Here is a 20,952-nt window from a genome sequence, read left to right as displayed (position 1 = left end):
TGAGCCGAGCATCGATGGCATGAAGGCGATCGTTCAGGAGCGCTACGGCTCCGCGGAGCAGCTGCGGCTGCGTGACATCGACCCGCCCGCCCCCGGCGACGGCGAGGTCCTGGTCCGGGTGCGGGCCGCGGCGGTCAACGCCCGCGACTGGCACATCATGCGCGGCGACCCGATGCTGGCCCGGCTCATGATGCCCTCGAACTTCGGCCCCAGCGGCCCGCGGCGCACGGTGCGCGGCAGCGACTTCGCAGGCGTCGTCGAGGCCGTCGGGCCGGGGGTGACGAAGTTCGTGCCGGGCGACGAGGTGTACGGCGACCTGCGCGAGGACGACGGCGCGTTCGCCGAGCTGGTCCGGGTACCGCTGGGCTACCTGGAGCGCAAGCCCGCGGGGCTGACGTTCGAGCAGGCGGCCGCGGTACCGCTGGCGGGCACCACGGCCCTCGCCGCGCTGCGCGACGCCGCCCGCGTCGAGCCGGGCCAGCACGTGCTCGTCAACGGCGCCTCCGGGGGTGTGGGCACGTTCGCGGTACAGCTGGCCAAGGTCTTCGGCGCGACCGTCACCGGCGTCTGCAGCACCCGCAACCTGGGCCTGGTCACGGAGCTCGGCGCCGACCACGTCATCGACTACACGCGGGAGGACTTCACCCGCCTCGGCCGCCGCTACGACGTCGTCTTCGACCTCGTCGGCAACCGCTCCCTCGCCGCGTGCCAGCGCGCCCTGACGCCCGAGGGCCGGCTCGTGCTGGCCGGCGGTGGCGTGTCCCGCGGCGGGCGCCCGACGCTCTTCGGCCCCATGGCCCTCGTCATCCGCGCGACCCTGTCCAGCAAGCTCGGCAACCGGCGCATCGTGCCGCTCAACAACGTGCCGCCGAGCGCGGCGAGCCTGGCGACGCTGCGGGAGTACCTCGAGTCCGGCGAGATCGCCCCGGCGGTGGACCGCACGTTTCCGCTGGAGCGGGCGGCGGAGGCGGTGCGGTACCTGGAGATCGAGCACGCCCGCGCGAAGGTCGTCATCACCGTCTGAACCGCCCGGACCTCGGCGCCGGGGTCTTCCCCGCGCCGAGGTCCGCCGGCAGGCTCAGTGCGCGACCGCGACCGCCGCCTCGAGGGGCTCCACCGCGAGCCGCCGGGGCCGCACCACCAGCCAAAACACCAGCGCCGCCGCCGACATCCCGCCGAGCACGACGATCGCCATGGCGACCGCGCCGACGCCGAGGACCCCGACGAGCGGCGCCGCGACCGCACCGGCCCCGAACTGCACGGCCCCGAGCAGCGCCGCCGCCGTCCCGGCCGCCTCGCCGTGCCGGTTCAGCGCCAGCGCCGGAGCGTTCGGCATGGCCAGCCCGACCATGGCCAGCACGATCCACAGCGGGACCAGCACACCGGCCAGGCCACCCACGCCGGTCGCGGCGAGCAGCAGCAGGACCCCGCCGGAGACGACCCCGGCGACCAGGGCGCCGGCGAGGATGCGCTGCGGCGGCCAGCGACGCAGCAGCCGCACGTTGAGCTGCGTGGCCGCGATGAGCCCGACCGCCCCGCCGGCGAAGACGAACGCGAAGCCCTGCTGGCTCATGCCGTACTGGTCCTGGAAGACGAAGCTCGACCCGCTGACGTAGGCGATCAGCGCCGCCATGCCGAGCCCGGCGACGAGGATCAGCCCGACGTACACCCGGTCGGTGAACAGGCGCCCGTAGTCCCGGACGGTCCCGGCCAGCCCGCCCGCGCGCCGCCGCTGCCGCGGCAGGGTCTCGGGCAGCCCGAACGCGGTCACCGCCATGATCGCCAGCCCGGCCGCGAACAGCACGACGAACACCCCGCGCCACTGCGTGAGCCGCAGCACGAACCCGCCGACGGTCGGCGCGAGGATCGGCGCCACCCCGACGACGAGCATCAGCCGCGAGAACAGCCGCGCCGCGGCCAGCCCGGAGAACAGGTCGCGCACGACGGCCATCGCCACGACCGAGGCCGCCGCGGCCCCGAGCCCCTGCAGCACCCGCAGGACCCCGAGCACGGCGAGGTCGGGCGCGAACACGCACAGTGCGGAGGCGACCACGTGCACGCCGATCCCGGCCAGCAGCGGCAGCCGCCGCCCGAGCGCATCCGACAGCGGCCCGGCCACCAGCTGCCCGAGCGCGAGCCCGGCGAGGGTCCCGGTGAGCGTGAGCTGCACCGCCGCCGCCGAGGCGCGCAGGTCGCTGGTGATCGTGGGCAGCGCCGGGAGGTACATGTCGATGGTGAGCGGCCCGAGCGCGGTCAGGAAGCCGAGCAGCAGCACGAGCCGCAGCCGCCGGCCGGCGGGCAGCAGCTGTCCGGGCGTGCGAAGATCGGGATCGGGCGGGGTCAGTGTCACAGTCTCGGCCACGACCGGTGACAAGCCGGCCGCGGCGCGGTTTCTTCCCCGAGGTAACGTCGATCACGCCGGGCGGGAACCCGGGTCCGGCCCGTGGCCCACCGGCCCGGCAGCTCGCCGGGGAGCGGACCGTCGCTGTGAACGCCGGCGACGTGGGCGGCCAGATCCTCGCCGCCGGCCTCGTGGACGAGGTGGCGATGGACGTGGTGCCGGTGGTGTTCGGGTCGGGCAGACGCTACTTCGGCAGCCTCGAAGGGCAGCATTTCCTGGAGGATCCCCATGTGGTCGTCCAGGGCGAAGGGGTGCTGCACCTGAGGTTCAAGGTACGCCCTCAGCGGTAGTCGGCGTGGATGCGCCGCGCGGTGGCGTCGACGGTCATGCGGCCGCCGTGCGGCAGGATCCACTGCGGGCGGGTGTGGCCGAACGGGACGCCGACGCAGATGACCGCCTCCGGGTTGTATCGCTGGACCTGCTCGACCACGCGGTCGCGCTGCTCGTCGCGCAGCCGCGCCCGCTCAGGCGCCGGTGGGCGGCGGGTGCGGTCGCTGACCGGCGGACGGGCCACCAGGACCGCGTCGACCGCGGCGAGCAGGCCCCGCTCGCCCAGGGCACGGACGATCCAGGCCACGTTGCGGGCCGGCAGGAGCTCCTCGGAGGTCTCGAGGAGCAGGATGCCGCCCTGCAGGACCTCGGGCGGGAACGGGAACCGGCCCGCGGTCAGCACCCACTCCAGGACCTCCAGGCAGCCGCCCCAGGTGCGGCCGGTGACCGAGCGGGCCGGGCCGTGCCAGCTCCACGGCTGCGTCGGCTCCCGTTCGCCGTACTGCGTCAGCGCCCGCGGATCCGCCCAGTCGACGCCGACGTCCTCGGACTCGCCGGGGTCGGTGATCTCCAGCCGCTCGCCGGTCAGCAGGGCCGCGCGCAGCGAGCGGGCGTGGATGTCGTCGACGGCCGGACCGGGGCCGAGATGGACCTGGGTCGAGCCGCCGTAGAAGCTCGCGATCCCGTTGGTCCACAGCCACTGGTGCAGGTTGGTGTTGTCGCTGGTACCGAGGAACGGTTTGGGGTCGAGGCGGGCGAGGGCGGGGTCGAGGTGGGGTACGACCGTGATCTGGTCCTCGCCGCCCACCACCGCGAGGATCGCGCGGACGGCAGGGTCGGCGAACGCCGTGTTGAGGTCCTCGGCCCGCGCCCGCGCGGACGCGCCGAGGCGCCGGGTGCTCGGATACTCCACCGGGACCAGGCCGGTCACCTCGCTCAGGCGGCGCAGTGCCTGCTCGTGCACGGCCGGGAACGCGCCGGGCGCGACGAACGACGGCGCGACGACCGCGATACGGTCGCCGGGCCGGGCCTTGCGTGGGTGCACCAGATCAGCCGCCATGGGTCAGATCACAGCACGCCGGGCGTACGGCGTGGGCGGCCTGACCGAATTCGTCGTTGCGGCAGGCCTCAGAAGTTTGAGAGTACGTCGTTGAACACGTTCTGGATGTCGACGGCGTTCTTCGCGTCGTAGCTGCCGCCCCGCGCCGCGCCGGCGATGCGGTCGAGGGCCGCGGCGTCGGCGTCGCTGCCGTACGCGATCGTGAAGACCCGCACGGGCCGTTCGAGGCTGCCGCGGTCCAGCTCGGTGACGAGCCGGCCGAGGTCGTCGTCGGCCGGATACTCGTTCGCGCCGTCGCTGAGCACGACGACCGCGTAGATGCGCCGGTCGGTCTGCGCGTCGCGCATGCGGTTCACGGCCGCGCGGATCGTGGTGTACAGCGCCGTCCCCCCGTGCGCCCGCAGCACCCCGACCGAGTCCTTGTACTTGGTCGCCGACGTCCCCACCGGGCTCAACGGCATGACCTCCCGCCACGGGTCGGCGCTGCGGGTCTGCGGCCCGCTGAACGCCCACAGCCCGATCTCGTCGGTGGCGGCGAGGCTGTCGACGGCGGGCCCGGCGGCCTCCTTCGCCAGCTGCAGCCGACTCTTCCCGCTGTCGCCGGCACCCTGGGACATCGAGCCGGATTCGTCGACGACGATGAGCACGCTCGCCGGCTTGCGGACCTGCCCCCACAGCGCCAGCAGTGCGTCGACGGTCCTGCTGTCCGGCGGCGGGATCGTGGTGTACGCGGGCTCGGCCTTGAGGTTGGCGTCGGCCCGCAGCGGCTCGCCGGCCCGGTCCTCGAAGTCGCGGAACCCGGCGTCGAGGAACAGCTGCGCCTGGGCGGGCTCGTGGACGTACTTGAGGAAATCCTCGGCGGCGGCGGTCTTGTCGGCGCCGACCCAGGGCTCACGCAGTACGGCATAGGGATCGTCGGACGAGATGGTCCCGTCGGCCGGGTAGATCGCCACCAGCGGGGTTCTCGGCGGGGACTGCCGGCCGCCGTCGAGCAGGTTCCCGCGGTTGTACTGGAAGATGACCTGCTCCTCCAGGGCGATCGCGCTCACGTAGTCGAGCCCGCGGCCGTCCCGGTCGGCCTGGTACAGGTTCTTCGTGAAGGTCGACGAGCTGCTGCCGTAGTGCACCGCGGCGAGCTCGAGGCTGTGGACCCGCTCGGCCGCGGCCGGGCCCGGGAATCCCAGCGCCGTGGCGGTGGAGGCGAAGGAGAGCAGCCCGGTCGTCGACGTGTTGGGATTGGTCTTGCCCAGCGTGAACGGCCCCCACTCGGGGTGTCCGCGGGCGCCCCACCCGCGCGGGTCGGCGGCGAGCGCGGCCAGGTCCGACCAGCCGATCTTCGCCTGCGGCCAGCCGAGCGCCTCGGCCATCGGCCGCGGCATGCCGATCACCACCGGCGTGCGCGTCACCGACGGCAGCTCGGCCGCGAGCGCCCCGGGCCGGGCCGCGCGCAGCCGCTCGGTCCACACGCTGGACGACGGCGACCACACGTCGGGCCGCGTGTTCTCGGCGAGCAGGCGGCCCGCGGCGAGCGTGTCGGCGGTGGCGCGGGAGCTCGCCACGATGACGTGCATGTCGACGCAGCGGCCGTTGACCTCGCGGCCGGAGTGGCGGTAGCGATCCGAGAGCTGCCGCAGCACGCCCGCCTTCTCGTCGGAGGTGACCAGGTTCACGTCGAGGCAGTCCCCGATCCCGAAGACGGCCCCGCCGAACCAGCGCGTGTCGGCGTACACGAACGCGGCGGCGGCCACGACGAGCGCGACCAGCACCTTGGGCCAGGTCCGGCGTTTCCTGGGCGGTGGCGGTGCCGCTGTCACCTTCACCGGCCCGGCCGCTTCGACCCTGGGGACGAGCGCGGCTCCCTCGGCGACGACGAGCTCGGGACGCTCCACAGTGGTCGGGGTGATGCCGAGCCGCCGGTGCAGCACGGTCGAGATCAGCGGCAGGCGGGTCCCGCCACCGACGAGCAGCACCGTGCCGAGCCGCTCGGCCGGCACCTTGGCCTGGCGCAGCACGGCCCGGGCCTGGTGCACGGTCCGGTCGACGATCGGCGCCGCGAGCTGGTCGAGCTGCTCGCGCCCCAGCGGCGCGTCCTCGTCGAAGAGCGGCACGTGCACATCGGTGGCGGCGCTGCGCGAGAGCGCCTCCTTCGCCGCACGCGCGTCGTCCCACAGCTGCCGGTGCGCGCGCCGGTCCTCGGCGGTGCGGGGATCGGTGAGCCGCCGCCACGTCGCGGGGTCGCGGCCGGAGTAGACGGCCCCGAGGTACGCGACGATCGCCGCGTCGACCTCGAGCCCACCCGCGTCGTCAAGCCCGGCCTCGGCCCGGACGTCATACCCGTCCTCGCTCCGCCGCACCACGGAGGCGTCGAACGTCCCGGCCCCGAGGTCGAAGACGAGGGCGGTGTCGTCCTGACGGAGTTTTCCGTACCCGTAGGCGGCGGCGACGGGCTCGGCCACGAGCGCGGGATGCCGAATCCCGGCGGCGCGCGCGGCATCGAGCAGCACCCGCCGCCGCTCGGCCCCCCACCCGGCGGGACAGGCGATGGTGACCGCGGAAAGCGCTTCCCCGGCGGCGCGGACGGCCTCGTCGTGGACGCGCCGGAGCACGGCCCCGATGAGCTCGGTGACGGCGACCTCGTGCCCCCCGAGCACCACGGTCCCGTCGTCGATGCACCGTTTCGGACAGGGTTCGAAGGCCCCGGGCTCGGCGCGGGCGGCCCGGATCGCATCCCGCCCGACGAGCAGCGTGCCGTCACCGCCACGGCAGACGGCGGACGGCAGCAACTCGGAGCCGTCGAAGAGCAGTGCCTTACTCGTACCGTCGGCACGCCGCAGAATCGCCGCGGTGTTCGATGTGCCGAAGTCGATTCCCAACCGGTTCCCGGTCACGCCGCCACAGTAGGTCGGCGGCGCAACCGTTCCGCACGCCTAGACCTCGATGTTCACCAATACGTCACCAGGATTTCGGGCCGCTACGGCACGAGCACGTCGACGCTGCGCAGGTCGCGATGCGCGTGGTGCACCGCGATGATGTCGGCCAGCGCGTCGCGGCCCAGCGCCCGATACGCGCCCGTCAGCAACTCGGTGGCTTCGGCCCGGTACCGGTCGTCGTCCAGCCAGTGCAGCTCCCCGCCGGCGAGCAGCGCGGCCGCCGCTCGCCCGGCCGCCAGCTCCGCCCGGGCCGCGGCGATGACCTCGGCGGCCGCGGCGGGATCGCGGTAGGTGTCCAGAGCGGACCGGGCCGAGCCGGCCTCGGCGGGCAGGGCGGGCCCGATGGTGATGGCGGCCCGGATCCGCGGCGCACCGGCCCAGCGCCGCGGCCCGTCAGCCGCCAGCGCCGCCGCGTCCGCCCCGGCGAACGCGTCGAGGGCCGCCGCCAGCGGCTCGAACGGCGGCATCCCCGCGTAGTGCTCCGGGCCGTCGGCCTGCGCGTCGGCGCGGGCGTCGTCCAGCCGGATCCGGATCTGCTGCAGCACGGTGGCGGCCTGGGCCGTCCACGTCTCGGCGGAGTCGCGCGCGTAGTTGTACGCCACGAAGGACGGCAGCTCCGCCGGGTCGTCGTACCACAGGCCGAAGTGCAGCCCGTCGGTGTCGCCGCCCATGACGGTGACGAACTCGGCGGGGTCGCGGCGGAAGCGGCAGTCCAGGCGCTCGTCGAGGCCGTCGCGCGGGGTGCGGTCCAGGCCGCCGTCGGCGAACAGGGTCGTGATGCCCCACGGATACAGGCCCAGGCGCTCGGTCAGGCACGCGGCGGCCGCGGCCGGCAGGGCGTCCCAGAAGGCGGCGAAGACCGCCAGGTGGCGGGGCAGCCTCATGTGGTACACCTGCCGGAAACGCGCCTCGACCGGCCCGAAGCGCTCCATCGCCGTCGCGAGCGACTCGGCCGGGTCCTTGCCCTCGGGCGTGCGGGGACTCCTCATGGGAATCCTTGATAGCAGACGGCCTCGGACCCGGACGCGCCCCATGGCCTGCTGCAGAGCCCCGCCACGGTCTGGTCCACCTCACTCAGCGTGGCCGCGGTGCTACCTGCTGGCGTGGACCGTCGCCACGCGCGCCCCGGCCGGTTGCGGTCAGGGGCGTTCGGTGCGGACCGGGTTGCCGCGGATCAGCTCGTCGTGGATGTGCCAGCGGGCGGTCGTCAGGGCGTCGGCCGCGGCCCGGGCGTCGCGCTCCAGGCGGTCGCGCAGCTGCTGCAGGGCCAGGCGGCGGTTCAGGGCCAGGTGGCGCTCGGTGTCGACCACGACGACCAGGCCGCTCGGGCGGTGGGTGGCGCGGACCGCGGTGCTGACCTTGTTGCGCCGCTGACCGCCCGGGCCGCCGGTGCGGCACGGCACGATGTCCACATCGGACTCCTCGAAGCTCGTGCGCGAGGCCCGCAGGGTGCAGGGCCGGGCGATCACGTACCAGTTCTTACGGCTCGTCCCCGAACGATACGGGCTGGGCGCCTGCCAGCACAGCGTCCCGGTCCAGCCCGCGGCGAAGTCGTCCGCGGCCGAGCCGCCGGGACCGTCCAGGCGCAGCACGACCGAGCGCAGCGTGCCCGGGCGGTCCCCCGGCACGCTTTCCTCGCGGTGTACGGCCACCCCGCGCCGGCCCGCGTCGGCCGTGAGGCGCCGGGTCAGCTCGGCCACGGCCCACGCGCACTCCAGCGGGCCGCGACCGGCCGACAGCATGAGATACACCGTCATCGCCGGCGCCCGCGGTCGGCGGTCTTGTAGGTGACGACCGGGACGGTGACCGCGACCGGCGTGGCGAGGTCGTGCGCGACCAGGTCGGCGATCACCTGCTCGATGCGCTTGTACGCGGTCGGCGCCTCCTCGAACAGCAGCTGCCGGTCGCCGCAGACGACGTAGGACCCGACCGGTGTGCGGCGCAGCTCCTCGACGGTGTGCTTGGCCCGGCCCCGGCGCAGCGCGTCGGCGCGGGACATCTTGCGCCCGGCTCCGTGTGCGACCGAGTGCCCGGCCTGCGCCCCGGCGTGCGCGGCGACCACGTAGGACGGGGTGCCGCGCGTGCCGGCGATGAGCACGTCCCGGCCGTCGCCGGGCGCGGCGCCCTTGCGGTGCAGGTACGCCCCGTCGCGCACCTCGACCAGGTTGTGACACTGGTCGATGATCGGCTCGGCCGGATCAGCGCCGAGGGCGAGCGCGGCCCGGGCGGCGAGCAGGCGCCGGTTGAGCGAGCCCCAGCGCACGGCGTCGTCATGGGCGGCGAGGTACGCGGCCGGGTCCTCGGCGGGGCCGGCTCCGTGGACCTCGGTGTGAGCGCGCAGGATCCGCTCCCCGAGCCCCCGCGATCCACTGTGGACGATCAGTACGTGAGCGCCGGTGTCGAGGCCGAGCCGAAGAGCGTGCGGGGAATCCACAATGGACTGGACTCGGGCCAGCTCGACGAAGTGGTTGCCGCGCCCGACGGTGCCGAGGCCCTCGGTGTGCCCGGCCGGGACGGTGCCGTCCGGCCCGGCGGCGAACGCCCAGGCGGGGTCGTCGGGGTCGGGCTCGAGCGGGACGTCGAGGTCGGGGAAGCGGGCGACGAGCTTCTCGGGCGCCGGCCGCTTGAGGGCGATCGGGAACACGGCGATGCCGCAGCCGATGTCGGAGCCGACGAGGAACGGATACAGCACCGTGGAGCGCATGGCGGCACCGATCGGCGCGCCCTTGCCGGGGTGCAGGTCCGGCATCCCGGCGACGTGCAGCATCCCGTCGAGAGCGGCGACCTGGTGGCACTGGTCGACGGCGCCGGACTCGATCCAGCTGTTCGGGGACGCGAAAACGGAAACGCTGGCAGACAAAAGGAGGGCTTCCTTCGCAGGACGGTACGACGGATGAGGGCGATGGCCTGGGGTGGTCCGTCAGTACGTCATGCCGTCCAGGTTCGCAGCGCCGCCCGCGCGGGGCAACCGATTTTCCTCAGTGCTGGTAGCGCTCGCCCGCGTGCTGCTCCAGCGACTCCCTCACCAGCTGGTCGCCGAAGCCGCTGATGCTGGTCAGGAAGAACACGCTGTAGGGGCGGGACCAGAAGCGCGCCGTGCCGTGGTCGCTGCCCAGCGCGGTGTTGCTGGCCGGGGTGCAGACCAGCCAGCGGCTCGCGCGGTGGGGCCGGATGTACACCGTCGCCATCAGCGACCACGGGAACGTCGTGTCGTGGCCGTCGAGGGTGACCGTGATGCCGTTCGCGTCGATCGTCGTCGGGCGGGTGTCGCGGACGCACAGGGCCCACTGGAACAGCTTCCAGGCCAGGCCCGCACCGCCGCCGAGGATCAGCAGCCAGCTCAGTGCGCTCAGCAGCCAGCCGTCGAACAGGCCCAGGATCAGCCCGAGCGCGAAGACGCCGCCGTAGCGGAAGGTGGCGCCGCTGTGGTGGCGGTACGGGTTGGAGATGAGCTTGCGCTTGTCCTGCGGCCGCCCGTAGGCCGGCGGTGGGGGTGGCGGCGGTGCGAAGACCGTCGCCGGCATCTTGACCGTGACGGACTCCTGGCGGGTCGGCGGCGCGGCCGGTGGCGCGGTGACGACGGGTTCGCGCAGGGTGCTCGGGGTGCCCGGGGTGGAGACCGGCGCCGCGGGCATGGGCACCGTGCGGGCGCGGGGCGGGGGCTCGTTGGCGGCCATCGCGAGGTGCTGCAGCGCGCCCTCGGCCACGACCAGCTCCGGGTGCTCGACCCGTCGCGGCGAGCGCCCCGTCGCCTGCCCCAGCAGCGTCCCGACCAGCGGCGAGCGGGTCGCGCCGCCGACCAGGAACAGCTCGGCGCGCTCGTCGCGGCCGATCCTGGCCCGGCGCAGGACGTGGTCGGTCATCTGCACGGTGCGCTGCAGCAGCGCGCGGGCGTCGCGCTCGAAGTCGCCGCGGGTCACCGACACGTCCTCGTCGACGAGCGGCACCTGGACGCGGGCGACCCGCTCGGTGCTCAGCCGCTCCTTCGCGCCGCGGCAGTCGTCCCACAGCAGCCGGGCCGACCAGCGGTCCATGCCCTCGGGCTCGGTGAGCCGGGCCCACTCGTCCGGGTAACGGTCGCCGACCGAGCGGCCGACCCGCTTGAGCACCACCTCGTCGAGGTCGAGGCCGCCGACGTCGTCCAGGCCGGCCTTGGCCAGCTGCTGGAACGCCTGCCCGGAACCACTGCCGGTGCGCAGGACCGCGGTCACGTCGCAGGTGCCGGCGCCGAGGTCGTAGACGACGAGCGGGTCACCGTCGGCGACCGCCGCGCCGGAGGCGATGAGCTGCGCGGCGGCTGCCTCGGGCTCGCTGACCAGGGACGGCTCGGGCAGCCCGGCATGGCCGGCGGCGGCGCGCAGCACGGCCTGCCGGTCGGCGGACCAGGCGGCCGGGTGGGTGAGCACGACCCGGAGGCGCTCGGTGCCGGCCTGGCGGACCGCCTCGGCGTACACCTGCTGCAGGGTCGCCCCGATGAGCTGGGCGACGTCGAACTCGTCGCCGCCGAGCAGCACGCGCCGCTCGCCGATGCGCCGCTTCGGGTTGGGCTCGTAGCGGCCGGGGTCGAGGCGGGCCGAGCGGACGGCGGCGTTGCCGGTGACCAGGCGGCGCTGCTCGTCGGCCCAGACGGCGGAGGGCAGCAGCGGGTGGCCGTCGAACTGCAGCGCGAACGGCGCCTCGCCGGGGCGCTGCAGGTACGCGACCGTGTTCGTGGTCCCGTAGTCGATGCTCAGCCGGTGTTCGCTCACTGCGTTCCCCCCTGCAGGCTGAAGATGACGACCGCGGCGACGGCCACGATCACGAGCGCGACCCCGGCCAGCACGAGCAGCAGCCGCGGCGGGACCGGCGACACCCGGCCCCGCCCCGGCGGCGGCGCGGCCACCGACCGGGTGACCGTGCCCGCCGAGACGGGGCGCTCGCGCTCGCGCAGCCGGCTACGGCGCTCGGCCAGCAGCAGCTCGGCGCGCTCCGGCCAGATGTCGCCGAGCCCGGCGGCCAGGTAGAAGTCCCGGGCGGCGAGCTGGTCGACCCGGGCCTTGCCCACGATCGTCGGCGGGAACCGGCGCAGGGCGAAGGCCAGCGCCGGCGGCACCTCGGGGGCGTCCTCCCGGGCCAGGAACTTCAGCACGTCGTGGAGCACGCGCCCGTCGTCGGTGGCCAGTTCCGGCCCGAACACGGCCAGCAGCAGCCGGTACCAGCGGTCCTGGGCCACCTGCGGGTCGCCGGGCAGGTACGGGATGCAGTAGATGAGGAAATCGGTGCGCTCCAGCGCCGTCTGGGCCAGGTCGAGCACCCCGGGGTCGAACCGGCGGGCCTCGGCGGCGCTCAGCAGCAGCTCGGTCATCTGCGGGTCGGAGCCGGTGTGCCGGTTGGCCAGTTCGATGAGGTCGGCGAGCGTGATGCGGTCCGTCAGCGCGCGGATGCCGGGCGACTGCAGCGCCGGTGGCACCCCGAACGAGGCGGCCAGCTGGACCAGCTCGACGATCGCGGCCGGGGCGGCGCCCGCGTTGCGCCCGTGCGCGGCCCAGTTGCGCAGGTGGGTGTCGACGAGCCCCGGGTCGAACGCGGAGCGGCGCAGCGTCTCGCGGAGGGTCTTGCTCGCACCGCTGCGCATCGCCCGCTGTACCACCAGCCGGGTGACGACCTGGGCCGCGCCCGGGAACCGGGTGGCCAGCGGCGTGCCGCCCTGCCACGACTGGTACGCCGTGGCAAGGTCGCCGTCGTTGAGCTTGGCCGCCTCCGCCTCGATCTGGCGCACCCCGGCCTCGGTGGTCAGCAGCTCCAGGTGCTCGGGCGCGGCCTGCCCGGAGGTGACCGCCTGCAGCAGGGTCGTGCCCAGGATGCGGCCGCCGACGACCACGTCGCTCTGCCACTGCCGAACGTCCGCGGCCCCGGCGAGGCTGCGCCCGCCGCGCAGCGGGGCGACCTCGGCCGCGCCGCCCTTGCGCCACATGTCGGCCAGCTGCTGGGCGAAGCCCTCGACCCGGTTGCCGGGCTGGCCGGCGTAGAGCCGCTCGCGGGTCGCCGCGTAGCCGCTGCCGCCGCTGACGGCGTCGAGGAACACCAGCCGGGGCAGGTCCGGGTCGGTGTCGTCGTCCTCGTTGGCGGCGAAGGTCAGCTCGCGCGCGTCGCCGAGCACGTCGAGCAGGCCGCGCACCAGCGCGGTGGCGGGCGCGTCGGGCAGCACCACCGTCAGCGGGGCGGCCGGGTTGGCCAGCACCCGGCTGAGCAGCTCGTCGAAGGCCGGGCCGGGGTCGGCGACGCCGCGGGCGTTGACCGCGTCGGCGTGCTCGCGCAGCTCGGCGTAGGCCACGGCGGGCAACCGCCCCGGCGGGTACGCCTCCGGGCCGCTGCGCCCGGCCCAGCCGGGCCAGTGCTCAAGCCCGAGCGCGAGCGGCACGCTGACCAGCTCCGCCGGGCCGATGATGGCGTGCGCGACGGCGGCGCCGGGCCGGCCCTTGTCGTCGCGGGCCGGGACCTTGTGCAGGATCACCCCGTTGCCGTCCACACGCAGGTAGGAAAGCGACGCCCGCTCGTTGCGGCCCGGCGCGCGGGTGATGCGCAGCGCCAGCCGCTCGTCCCACCACGCCACCGCGGACTCCGGCAGCGAGGTGGCGTCGGGGCCGACGCCGTCGTGGCCGCCGGTCGCCGACCGGGCCCGCCAGCGGAAGACGATCTGATCGATGCGAGTGGTCGCCCGGGTCATGTCCCCACCCTTCAGTTGCCCAGCAGCGACCGGTCGAGCACGCCGGTCATGGCGAACAGGGACAGCAGCGGGCGCAGGACCCGCCGCGGGCCGAAGCCCTCGGCCGGGAAGTGCCCGTCCACCGGCGCGACGCCGGCCGCGGAGGCGTAGTGCAGGCTCACGTCGCTGACCCGGTTGACCGGCGGCAGGAAGCGCTCGGCGCCGTTGGTGGCGAGGAACTCGTACACCTCCTCGCTCTCCTCGGCGACGGTGGCCAGGCGCGTGTTGTCGTCGCGGTTGAGCCAGCGCGCCACCTCCGGCCGGCGCGGGGCGAGCAGGTCGGACTTGGCGAGCACCATCGCCGCCGGGATCGGCAGGAACTGGGTGCCGGACTCGCCGCGGACCTCGACGAGCCGGTCCATGACCGCGTTGAACGCCGGGTCGCCGTAGACGGTCGCGGGCTCCCCCAGCGCGGCGGGCAGCGCCTTCTCGGGGTCGACGACGAAGAGGAGGGCGTTGACCGCCGAGAGGAACGACGTGTCGAGGAACCGGTCGCCGGAGCGGCGGCGGCGCAGTTGCTCGCCGGCGACGTCGAAGAACGCCACCGCGAAGTCGCGGCGGGCGTGCGCGCTGTAGACCTTGGCGACATAGCTGAACGCGATCGGGCTGATCTGCGTCAGCGGCAGCTGCTCGCGCCGGTGGCAGAACGGCTCCACGAACCGGGTCATGTAGTTGTGCTCGATCGCCTCGTCGAGCCGCTCGACGCGCAGCCCGAGGTCGGCCAGCTCCAGGTTGTTGCGCAGCGCCTCGACCATCGCGGCCAGCAGCAGCGTCTTGCCGGCGGCGCGGTGCCCGACGAGGCCGATGACGATCGGGTCGCCGTAGTCGCCGTAGCGGTCCGGCAGGTAATGCGTGGTCGCCATGCCGTCGCGCATGAGCGTGCAGGAGCGCTGCGCGCCCAGGCGCCGCTCGGCGAAGGCCTCCCTGGTCTCGTCGGCGCCGCGGGGGCGGAACGGGCGGTGCTGCTGGGTCTCCACGTCGACCTCGACCCGCTGCGCCTTCTTCCAGTGGATCCACTGCAGGCAGATCGGGCACAGCACCCGGCCCAGCAGCCGGCTCGGGCTCGGCAGGCTCATTTCGCTCCTCCCAGGCTCGTCACGACGAGAATGACCAGCAGCAGCGGCACGCCGGCGACCACGACCGCGCCGGCGCCGAGGATGACCTTGCTCTGCAGGTCGTCGCGGCTGTACCACAGCACGTCGAGCAGCTGCCGCAGGTAGCGCCAGGCCTGCTGCTGCGGGACGGCGCGCTCGGCGCGGTATTGCCGCTTGGCCGCCACCAGCCGCCGGAACTCGTCGCGGGCCGGGCTGAGCGGCACCGCCGCCCTCGCCTTGACCAGGGGGCTGAACTGCTGCGGGATCAGCACCGTCGCGGTCGTCGCGTCCGAGGGGTCGCTGCTCTGCCACACCTCCTCGTAGCGGGCGTCCTCGACGCGGCGCAGCAGCTGGTGGGCGTCGGGGCGCTGCTGCGGGTCGTCGGCGAAGACGCCCTCCAGCAGGGCCGAGAGCGCCGAGCCGCCGCCGAGGGCCAGCTCGGCGCGCACCGCCGCGGCGGTGTCCGGGCCGCGCTGCAGGGCGATGCAGAAGATGACCATGCCGGCCTGGTACACGTCATTGGCCTCGGTCGCCAGCCGCAGCCCGTCGGGGCCCGGCGGCGGCTGCCACGCGGGCTCGGCGGCGGCCCGGGCCGGCTCGCCGACCGCGACCGCCTCGCCGAGGTTGACCAGCTGCGCGTGGGTGCCGTCCCAGAGCACGAACTCGGGCTGGATGGCGCCGTGGGTGAGCCCGGCCTTGGCCAGGGTCTGGATCGCGATGAGCAGGTCGGCGAAGATGCGCAGGAGCGTCTCGGGCAGCGGCGCGCCGGGCTGCCCGGCCACCGGCACGCCCCGGTAGGTGCTGGTGACGTGCGGGTCCGGCCCGGTCAGGTCGTGCTCGACGACCCGGCACAGCTGCGCGGGGTACGCCGTGCCGGCCAGGTCGCCCAGCAGCCGTCCGGCGTTGACCTCGGCGTGCACGAGCCGCTGGGCCTCGGCGGTGCGGGCGGTGCGGCGCAGCACCCGCTCGCCGGTCGGCGTGACCCGGCCCCACCGCAGCTCGAAGAGGTCCGTGAAGCGCCGGTCGGGATCGAACTCGATGGGCACTGTCATATGGGCAGTCGCTCCCCGTCGTCGGCGTTGATGGCGAACAAGGTGTATCCGTTGTCGAGGTAGAGCACGCCGTCGCCGAGAACCGGCGCGCGGGTGACGACGATGTCGGGCGCGGACCAGCGGGTGGCGCCGTCGTGGCGCGAGTACGCGTGCAGGATGCCGGCGTCGACCACGTAGACCAGTGTCCTGGTCGCGTGCACGCCCGGCCACACGGCGACCCCGGGCACCCGCCAGTGGAGCTCGCCGTCGCTGCCCAGCGCGGTCAGCCCGCCGGGCTCGGCGACGAAGACGGCGCCGGGGACCGCGTGCGGCACCCCGTCGCCGGGCAGCCGCCAGCGCAGCGCCCCGTCGGCCGGGTCGAGCCCGAGCAGCTCCCCCACCGCCGGCTGTACGACGATCTCGGCGGTCGCGGCCGGCGCCACGCGCGGCGGCAGCCCGGCCCGGCGGAACCGGGTCGCCCCGTCGGTGGCGCCGAGGCCGAGCAACTCCTCGCCGGTGCGGACCAGCACCAGGTCCCCGGCCGCCGACAGCACGCTCGCCGGGGCGGCCAGCTCGCCGTGGCCCCAGCCGCCGGTGCCGTCGGGGCGCCGCTCACGGATCGTGCGGCCCTGCACGACGGCGACCCCGCCCGGGACCGGCACCGGCCGGACCGTGGCCGCCGCGCTGCGCCAGGCCTCGGCGCCGGTGGCGGCGTCCAGCGCGAACAGGTTGCGCTTGCCGGGTCCGAGCACGTGGACGAGGCCGTGGGCGTAGACCGGCTCGCCGTGCGGCGCCACCGGCAGCTCCCAGCGCACGCCCCCGGTGCGCAGGTCGAGCGCGGTGACCGCGGCCCGGGCGGGGCTGACGACGACGTCACCGGCGGCGACGGGCCGGTAGCCGGGCGCGGTCGCGACCGGGTGCCGCCAGCGCACGGTGCCGTCGCCGGCCTCCAGCGCGTGGACGCCGTCGTCGGCGCTGACCAGGACCGCGTCGCCGGCGACCACGGTCTCGCTGCGGGCCATCGCGTGCCCGGCCCGCCACGGCCGGCGCCCGCCCGCCTCGCGCAGCAGCCCGGCGGCGGCCCGGGCCCGGGCGGCGATCGCGGCCAGCAGGGGGCCGGGCAGCCACGCACCGGCCGGCTCGGCAAGCCCGGCGGCGAGGCGTTCGCGGACCTGGCGGGCGGTGGGGCGGTCCTCGGGGGCGGCCTCCAGGCACTTGCGCAGGGTCCAGGTCATGCCGGCGGGGACGCCGACGAGGTTGGGGGCGCTGTAGTGCACGGCGTAGAGGTACTCGGCCATGGTCTTGCCCTCGAACGGCAGCCGGCCGGTGGCGGCGCGCACGAGCACGGCCGCGAGCGCGAACACGTCGGCGGCCGGGGTGCCGGCCTTGCCGGCGAAGCGCTCCGGGGCGATGTAGCCGACGGTGCCGTGGAAGTACTGCGACGCGGTCAGCCGGGGCGCGTCGTCGGGCCGGGCGATGCCGAAGTCGATGATCTTGGTCTGGTCGGTGAGCACGAGCACGTTGCTGGGCTTGAGGTCGCGGTGCACGACCTTGGCGGCGTGGATCGCGGCCAGCCCGTCGGCGAGGGCCGCGCCGAGCCGGCGGACCAGTTCTTCGGGCAGCGCCCCGGCGACCTGCTCGACCTCGGCGAGGGTGAGGCCGGGCAGGTACTCGGTCGCCAGCCACGGCGGCCGCCCGGCCGGGTCGGCGTCCAGCAGTCGCGCGGTGTGCTCGGAGCGGATCTTCGCGGCCAGCTCGACCTCGCGCCGGAACCGCTCGACGAGCTCCTCGTCGTAGCCGGCCGCGAGGTGCAGGGTCTTGACGGCGGCGGCCGCCCCCGAGCCGTCGCGGCCCAGGAAGACCTGGCCCATGCCGCCGGCGCCGAGCCGGCCCAGGATGCGGTACGGCCCGAGCCGGCGCGGGTCCTCCGGCCGTAACGGGTCAACCACCGCTGCTCACGAGTCCATGGTGACCGGCCCGTGCAACCGCCGGATCACCCGCGCCCGGCCCGGGAACGGCTCGGCCCCGTCAGGAAGGTCCCGGACGCGTCAGGGCATCGCGCGCTGGATGGTGATCGTGCCGTACCAGGTGCGGGCGTGGACGCTCACGCGCTCGGCGAAGCCCTCCGGCCCGTCACGGACCTCCAGCAGATTGTGCACCTGGCCCAGCGTCGAGCGGGCATCGACGTGGGCGGCCGTCCCCGCCGCGATGCCGATCTCGACCGAGCCGCGGGCGGTGGTCAGGCGGGCCTCGCCGCGGACCAGCTCGGCGACCCGGATCGAGCCGTTGGCGGTCTTGGCCGAGACGCTGCCGGCCGCCCGCACGATCGTGATCCCGCCGTTGGAGGTCGCCACCTCGACGTCCGCGGCGCACTCCTGCAGCCGCACGCTCGACGTCGCCCCCTGCACGTCGACCGGCCCGGTCACCAGGCCGGCCACGACGTCGGAGCCGGAGGTGGACACCCGCAGGCCGCCGACGTGCTCGAGCTGGATCGGCCCGGTGACGGTGCTGAACCGGCAATCGCCCAGCTCGCCCTCGGTGCGGATGTCGGCGCGGACGGTGTGCACCTCCAGGCCGGAGCCGACCGGCACCTCCAGCTGCACGTCGATGCCGCCGCCGGGCCGCAGGATCGCCCGGTGCGGCGCCTTGATCGTGAGCGCCCCGGCGGCGTGCTCGACGGTGGTCTGCTCGGCGGCGGCCGCGGCGGACGAGCTGCCGCCGGCCGGCAGCACGGCGACCGTGGACTCCTTGCGCTCGGTCGCGACGACCCGCACCCGCCCGGAGTCGAGCACGACGGTGATCGCGACCGGCCCCGGCGTGGCGAACGTCCGCATCCGCACTTCCCCCCTTGGCGCCACTATGGCGCCATCCTAGGCCCACGACCCGCCGGGCGGCCGGGCGGGCCGCCTCCCTCAGTCGGGCGGGTCTTCGATAGCCGGTCGTGTCCCGCTTCGCAGTGCTCGCGGCCGTCGGCGCACGGCTGCAGCGCCTCGTCGAACAGGCCGGCCCAACCGGTGCGTGGTGGCGGTGCCGCTGCCCGAGGACGGGACCGGCCGGCCCATGTGGGCCGGCCGGTGGCCCGGCCGGGCCACCGGCGGGTCCGGGCCCGACGCCGGCCTGATGCGGTGAACTGCACGCGGGCCGCTGTGCCGGGTCGCGGGCGGCGTTTCCGGACTCCGCTCAGGCAGCGTTCCATCCCGTTCCATCAGATCCGCAGTTGCCCGATGGGAGTGATCTTCGCGACCCGGTGACGTGCGTCGCTGACGTACACCGTGCCGGCGCGCTCCACCGCGACCCCCTCGGGCTCGTCGAGCCCCCTCGGCCAGGACCGCTACCGCACCGTCTTGGGCGAGCCGCAGGACCCGGCCCCGGTCCCGGTCGGCGGGGATCAGCAAGAGCGAATGGAGAACAAGGACGGCAGCGACGCCGATGAGGCGCGGCACTCACACAGGGTACGAAATGAATAAAATGGGCAAAAGTCGCTGGCAGGTCACCGACGGCCAGTCGATCACCGTCCGCGAGATCGTCGGCAACGCCTTCGGGCTGGCGTCGGCCCTGTTCGGGCGGCGCCGCAGCGTGTGGGCGTGGCGCCGGCGCGGCAACCAGCGGCGCGACGACGGCCCCGCGGTGCGGCCGCGCTGGGCGAGCGGCCTGGAGCGCACCGCCCTGGTCACGGGCTCGCTCGCCGCCGTGGTCGCGTGCTTCTACGCGTTCCGGGCGGTGGGCGCGGGTTTCCCGGTGCCGTGGTGGTACCACCTCGCCGACTCCTGGATCTTCGTCGGCTCGATCGCGGCGACCTACGCGGTGTACGCGGGCTTCGTGGTCCGGGGTTTCGCGGTGTGGTGGCGCATCTCGCGCCGCGAGCGGCCCCAGCGCCGGCCGGTCGAGCCGGCGCTGGAGCCCGCGTAGGAACTCAGCCGGTCGGGAAGTTGTCCGCGGTGCGGATCCGGCTGCGCACGTACGTCCCGGACTCGCTCAGCGACGAGGGGTTGGTGTACGAGCCGGCGGCACACGTGCCGGGCCTGAACGCCGCGCTGCTCTCGTTCGCGTCGGAGTACGTCCAGTTCGCGTAGCTGATCTTGTTCTGGTCGAGCAGGTCCAGCCAGGCGCCCGTGCTGCCCAGGTCGAGCGCGCCGCCGCCGGTGGCGCTGACGGTGCCGAACTCGGTGACGAACAGCGGCAGCAGCTTCGCGGCACGCGACACGGTGGCGCGGTAGTTGTCCCTGTGCGAGGCCGCGTAGAAGTGGAACGCGTACATGATGTTCGTCGCGTTCACCGGGTTGTTCACGATCTCGGTCTCGCTGGAGCCGTCCGACACGCCCAGCGAGGACCAGCCGCGGGTGCCGACGATGACCACCGCGTCCGGGTCGGCCGCGCGGATGATCGGGATGACCTGCTCGGCGTAGCTCTTGATGCCCTGCCAGCTCACGCCGTTGGGCTCGTTGGCGATCTCGTAGATGACGTTCTTCTTGTTCGCGTTGCGCTGGGCGACTGCGGCGAAGAACGTCTTGGCCCGGTCCAGGTTGTAGTTCGGGTCACCGGGCGTGAGGGTGTGGAAGTCGATGATCGCGTACATGCCGCGCGCCTCGGCCAGGTCGACGTAGTTGTTGACCTGGGCGGTGAAGCCCGACGGGTTCGTCTCGTAGCCCTGCTCCTGCACGTACATCGCGATGCGCAGCAGGTCGGCCTGCCAGTCGTTGGCCAGCGCGTCCAGCGACGAGCCGTTCACACAGGAGGCGAACCACTGGATGCCGTGGGTGCTCATGCCCCGCAGCTGGATCGCCTTGTTGTACTGGTTGCACAGGTTCACGCCACACACGTGCAGCTGCCCGTTGATCGCCAGCGGCGTGGTGTCGGTGGGCGGCGGCGGGGAGCTGGGCGACGTCGACGGGGTCGGGGACTGCGTGGTCGGCGGCGGCGTGCTCACCGAGCCGGTGCAGGTGACGCCGTTGAGCGTGAACGCCGACGGGGTGGGGTTGGCCGACGTCCACGTGCCGTTGAAGCCGATGTTCGTCGACGCGCCGGTGGCCAGCGCGCCGTTGTAGTCGAGGCTCTTCGCGGTCACCGCGGTACCGCTCTGCGTGTACGTCGCCGACCAGCCCTGGCCCACCTTCTGCCCGGCGTCGCCGAACGTCCAGCCGAGCGTCCACGCGCTCACCGGGTCGCCGAGATTGGTGATCGCGATGTTGGCGGTGAAGCCGCCTGGCCACTGGTTCGTGGTGTACGTGACGCGGCAGCCGGCGGACGCCGACGCGCTGACCATCGGGGCAAGGATCAGGCCGCCGGCCACGAGGGCCCCGACCGTGCCGGCCACCCCCAGGGTGCGGCCGCGCGGCAGGCGTTTGAGCAGGCTCATGACGTGGTTCCTCCGATTGCGGGAGTGGGAACGGGATCGTCACGCGCCCGGACTGATCGGCTCAA

15 protein-coding genes and 1 pseudogene are annotated in these 20,952 nt (G+C 74.6%); 3 read left to right on the top strand and 13 right to left on the bottom strand.

Features of this window, described 5'->3' with window-relative positions; all coding sequences use genetic code 11:
- Positions 1–19: 19 nt before the first annotated feature.
- The gene (locus ACQPY0_RS25175; protein ID WP_432993316.1) at positions 20–1,024 is read left to right on the top strand and encodes an NAD(P)-dependent alcohol dehydrogenase; all 1,005 of its coding nucleotides are present in this window, start codon (positions 20–22) and stop codon (positions 1,022–1,024) included.
- Positions 1,025–1,078: 54 nt separating this feature from the next.
- Here the strand turns inward: ACQPY0_RS25175 and ACQPY0_RS25170 are convergent, their stop codons facing one another.
- Entirely contained in the window at positions 1,079–2,362 is a 1,284-nt protein-coding gene (locus ACQPY0_RS25170; RefSeq protein ID WP_432993314.1) for a multidrug effflux MFS transporter, read from the bottom strand.
- Between the two features lie 92 nt (positions 2,363–2,454).
- Here ACQPY0_RS25170 and ACQPY0_RS25165 point away from each other — a divergent pair.
- Positions 2,455–2,691 (top strand): annotated as a pseudogene (locus ACQPY0_RS25165) (dihydrofolate reductase family protein); the annotation flags it as partial.
- Here the strand turns inward: ACQPY0_RS25165 and ACQPY0_RS25160 are convergent.
- From ACQPY0_RS25160 to ACQPY0_RS25110, 11 genes are all read right to left on the bottom strand, one after another.
- Complete coding sequence (locus ACQPY0_RS25160; RefSeq protein ID WP_432993312.1) at positions 2,682–3,731, bottom strand: LD-carboxypeptidase; 1,050 nt, start codon at positions 3,729–3,731, stop codon at positions 2,682–2,684. The pseudogene ACQPY0_RS25165 and the gene ACQPY0_RS25160 overlap by 10 nt on opposite strands.
- Positions 3,732–3,799: 68 nt before the next feature.
- Positions 3,800–6,619: an Hsp70 family protein gene (locus ACQPY0_RS25155; protein ID WP_432993310.1), complete on the bottom strand. Its 2,820-nt coding sequence runs from the start codon at positions 6,617–6,619 to the stop codon at positions 3,800–3,802.
- A gap of 83 nt (positions 6,620–6,702) precedes the next feature.
- Positions 6,703–7,650 carry an ADP-ribosylation family protein gene (locus ACQPY0_RS25150; protein ID WP_432993308.1) on the bottom strand — a complete coding sequence of 316 codons (948 nt, stop codon included), beginning with the start codon at positions 7,648–7,650 and terminating at the stop codon, positions 6,703–6,705.
- 150 nt (positions 7,651–7,800) lie between these two features.
- Positions 7,801–8,418: a peptide chain release factor H gene (prfH, locus tag ACQPY0_RS25145; RefSeq protein WP_432993306.1), complete on the bottom strand. Its 618-nt coding sequence runs from the start codon at positions 8,416–8,418 to the stop codon at positions 7,801–7,803.
- Positions 8,415–9,521 (bottom strand): RNA ligase RtcB family protein, encoded by a 1,107-nt coding sequence (locus ACQPY0_RS25140; RefSeq protein WP_432993304.1) that lies wholly within the window; start codon positions 9,519–9,521, stop codon positions 8,415–8,417. The genes prfH and ACQPY0_RS25140 overlap by 4 nt, the downstream gene beginning before the upstream one ends.
- Before the next feature lie 118 nt (positions 9,522–9,639).
- Positions 9,640–11,409, bottom strand: a complete 1,770-nt coding sequence (locus ACQPY0_RS25135; RefSeq protein ID WP_432993302.1) for an Hsp70 family protein — start codon at positions 11,407–11,409, stop codon at positions 9,640–9,642.
- Positions 11,406–13,367, bottom strand: a complete 1,962-nt coding sequence (locus ACQPY0_RS25130) for a hypothetical protein (RefSeq protein ID WP_432993300.1) — start codon at positions 13,365–13,367, stop codon at positions 11,406–11,408. Before ACQPY0_RS25130 ends, ACQPY0_RS25135 begins: the two co-directional genes overlap by 4 nt.
- Positions 13,368–13,378: 11 nt before the next feature.
- A complete protein-coding gene (locus ACQPY0_RS25125; protein WP_432993298.1) occupies positions 13,379–14,482 on the bottom strand; it encodes a hypothetical protein in 1,104 nt (367 codons plus the stop codon).
- Entirely contained in the window at positions 14,479–15,552 is a 1,074-nt protein-coding gene (locus ACQPY0_RS25120) for a hypothetical protein (protein ID WP_432993296.1), read from the bottom strand. The genes ACQPY0_RS25125 and ACQPY0_RS25120 overlap by 4 nt, the downstream gene beginning before the upstream one ends.
- On the bottom strand, positions 15,549–17,480 hold the full coding sequence (locus tag ACQPY0_RS25115) for a protein kinase domain-containing protein (RefSeq protein ID WP_432993294.1): 1,932 nt from the start codon (positions 17,478–17,480) through the stop codon (positions 15,549–15,551). The genes ACQPY0_RS25120 and ACQPY0_RS25115 overlap by 4 nt, the downstream gene beginning before the upstream one ends.
- Before the next feature lie 99 nt (positions 17,481–17,579).
- A complete protein-coding gene (locus ACQPY0_RS25110; RefSeq protein WP_432993292.1) occupies positions 17,580–18,365 on the bottom strand; it encodes a DUF4097 family beta strand repeat-containing protein in 786 nt (261 codons plus the stop codon).
- A gap of 634 nt (positions 18,366–18,999) precedes the next feature.
- Between ACQPY0_RS25110 and ACQPY0_RS25105 the strand changes: the two genes are divergently transcribed.
- A complete protein-coding gene (locus ACQPY0_RS25105; RefSeq protein ID WP_432993290.1) occupies positions 19,000–19,440 on the top strand; it encodes a hypothetical protein in 441 nt (146 codons plus the stop codon).
- A 4-nt stretch (positions 19,441–19,444) separates the two neighbouring features.
- On the opposite strand, the gene ACQPY0_RS25100 is transcribed toward ACQPY0_RS25105, so the two are convergent.
- On the bottom strand, positions 19,445–20,887 hold the full coding sequence (locus tag ACQPY0_RS25100; RefSeq protein ID WP_432993288.1) for a cellulase family glycosylhydrolase: 1,443 nt from the start codon (positions 20,885–20,887) through the stop codon (positions 19,445–19,447).
- Between the last annotated feature and the right edge of the window lie 65 nt (positions 20,888–20,952).

The sequence above is a fragment of the Dactylosporangium sp. CA-233914 genome, assembly GCF_050942935.1.
Lineage (GTDB): Bacteria > Actinomycetota > Actinomycetes > Mycobacteriales > Micromonosporaceae > Dactylosporangium.
Note: the sequence above shows the minus strand (reverse complement) of the source record. Positions and strands in the feature narration are given on the sequence as shown.

Coding starts and splice junctions, on each gene's coding strand:
- ACQPY0_RS25175 (WP_432993316.1), top strand. CDS start 20: ATGAAGGCGATCGTTCAGGAGCGCTACGGCTCCGCGGAGCAGCTGCGG.
- ACQPY0_RS25160 (WP_432993312.1), bottom strand. CDS start 3,731: ATGGCGGCTGATCTGGTGCACCCACGCAAGGCCCGGCCCGGCGACCGT.
- ACQPY0_RS25150 (WP_432993308.1), bottom strand. CDS start 7,650: ATGAGGAGTCCCCGCACGCCCGAGGGCAAGGACCCGGCCGAGTCGCTC.
- prfH (WP_432993306.1), bottom strand. CDS start 8,418: ATGACGGTGTATCTCATGCTGTCGGCCGGTCGCGGCCCGCTGGAGTGC.
- ACQPY0_RS25130 (WP_432993300.1), bottom strand. CDS start 13,367: ATGACCCGGGCGACCACTCGCATCGATCAGATCGTCTTCCGCTGGCGG.
- ACQPY0_RS25125 (WP_432993298.1), bottom strand. CDS start 14,482: ATGAGCCTGCCGAGCCCGAGCCGGCTGCTGGGCCGGGTGCTGTGCCCG.
- ACQPY0_RS25120 (WP_432993296.1), bottom strand. CDS start 15,552: ATGACAGTGCCCATCGAGTTCGATCCCGACCGGCGCTTCACGGACCTC.
- ACQPY0_RS25110 (WP_432993292.1), bottom strand. CDS start 18,365: ATGCGGACGTTCGCCACGCCGGGGCCGGTCGCGATCACCGTCGTGCTC.
- ACQPY0_RS25105 (WP_432993290.1), top strand. CDS start 19,000: ATGGGCAAAAGTCGCTGGCAGGTCACCGACGGCCAGTCGATCACCGTC.
- ACQPY0_RS25100 (WP_432993288.1), bottom strand. CDS start 20,887: ATGAGCCTGCTCAAACGCCTGCCGCGCGGCCGCACCCTGGGGGTGGCC.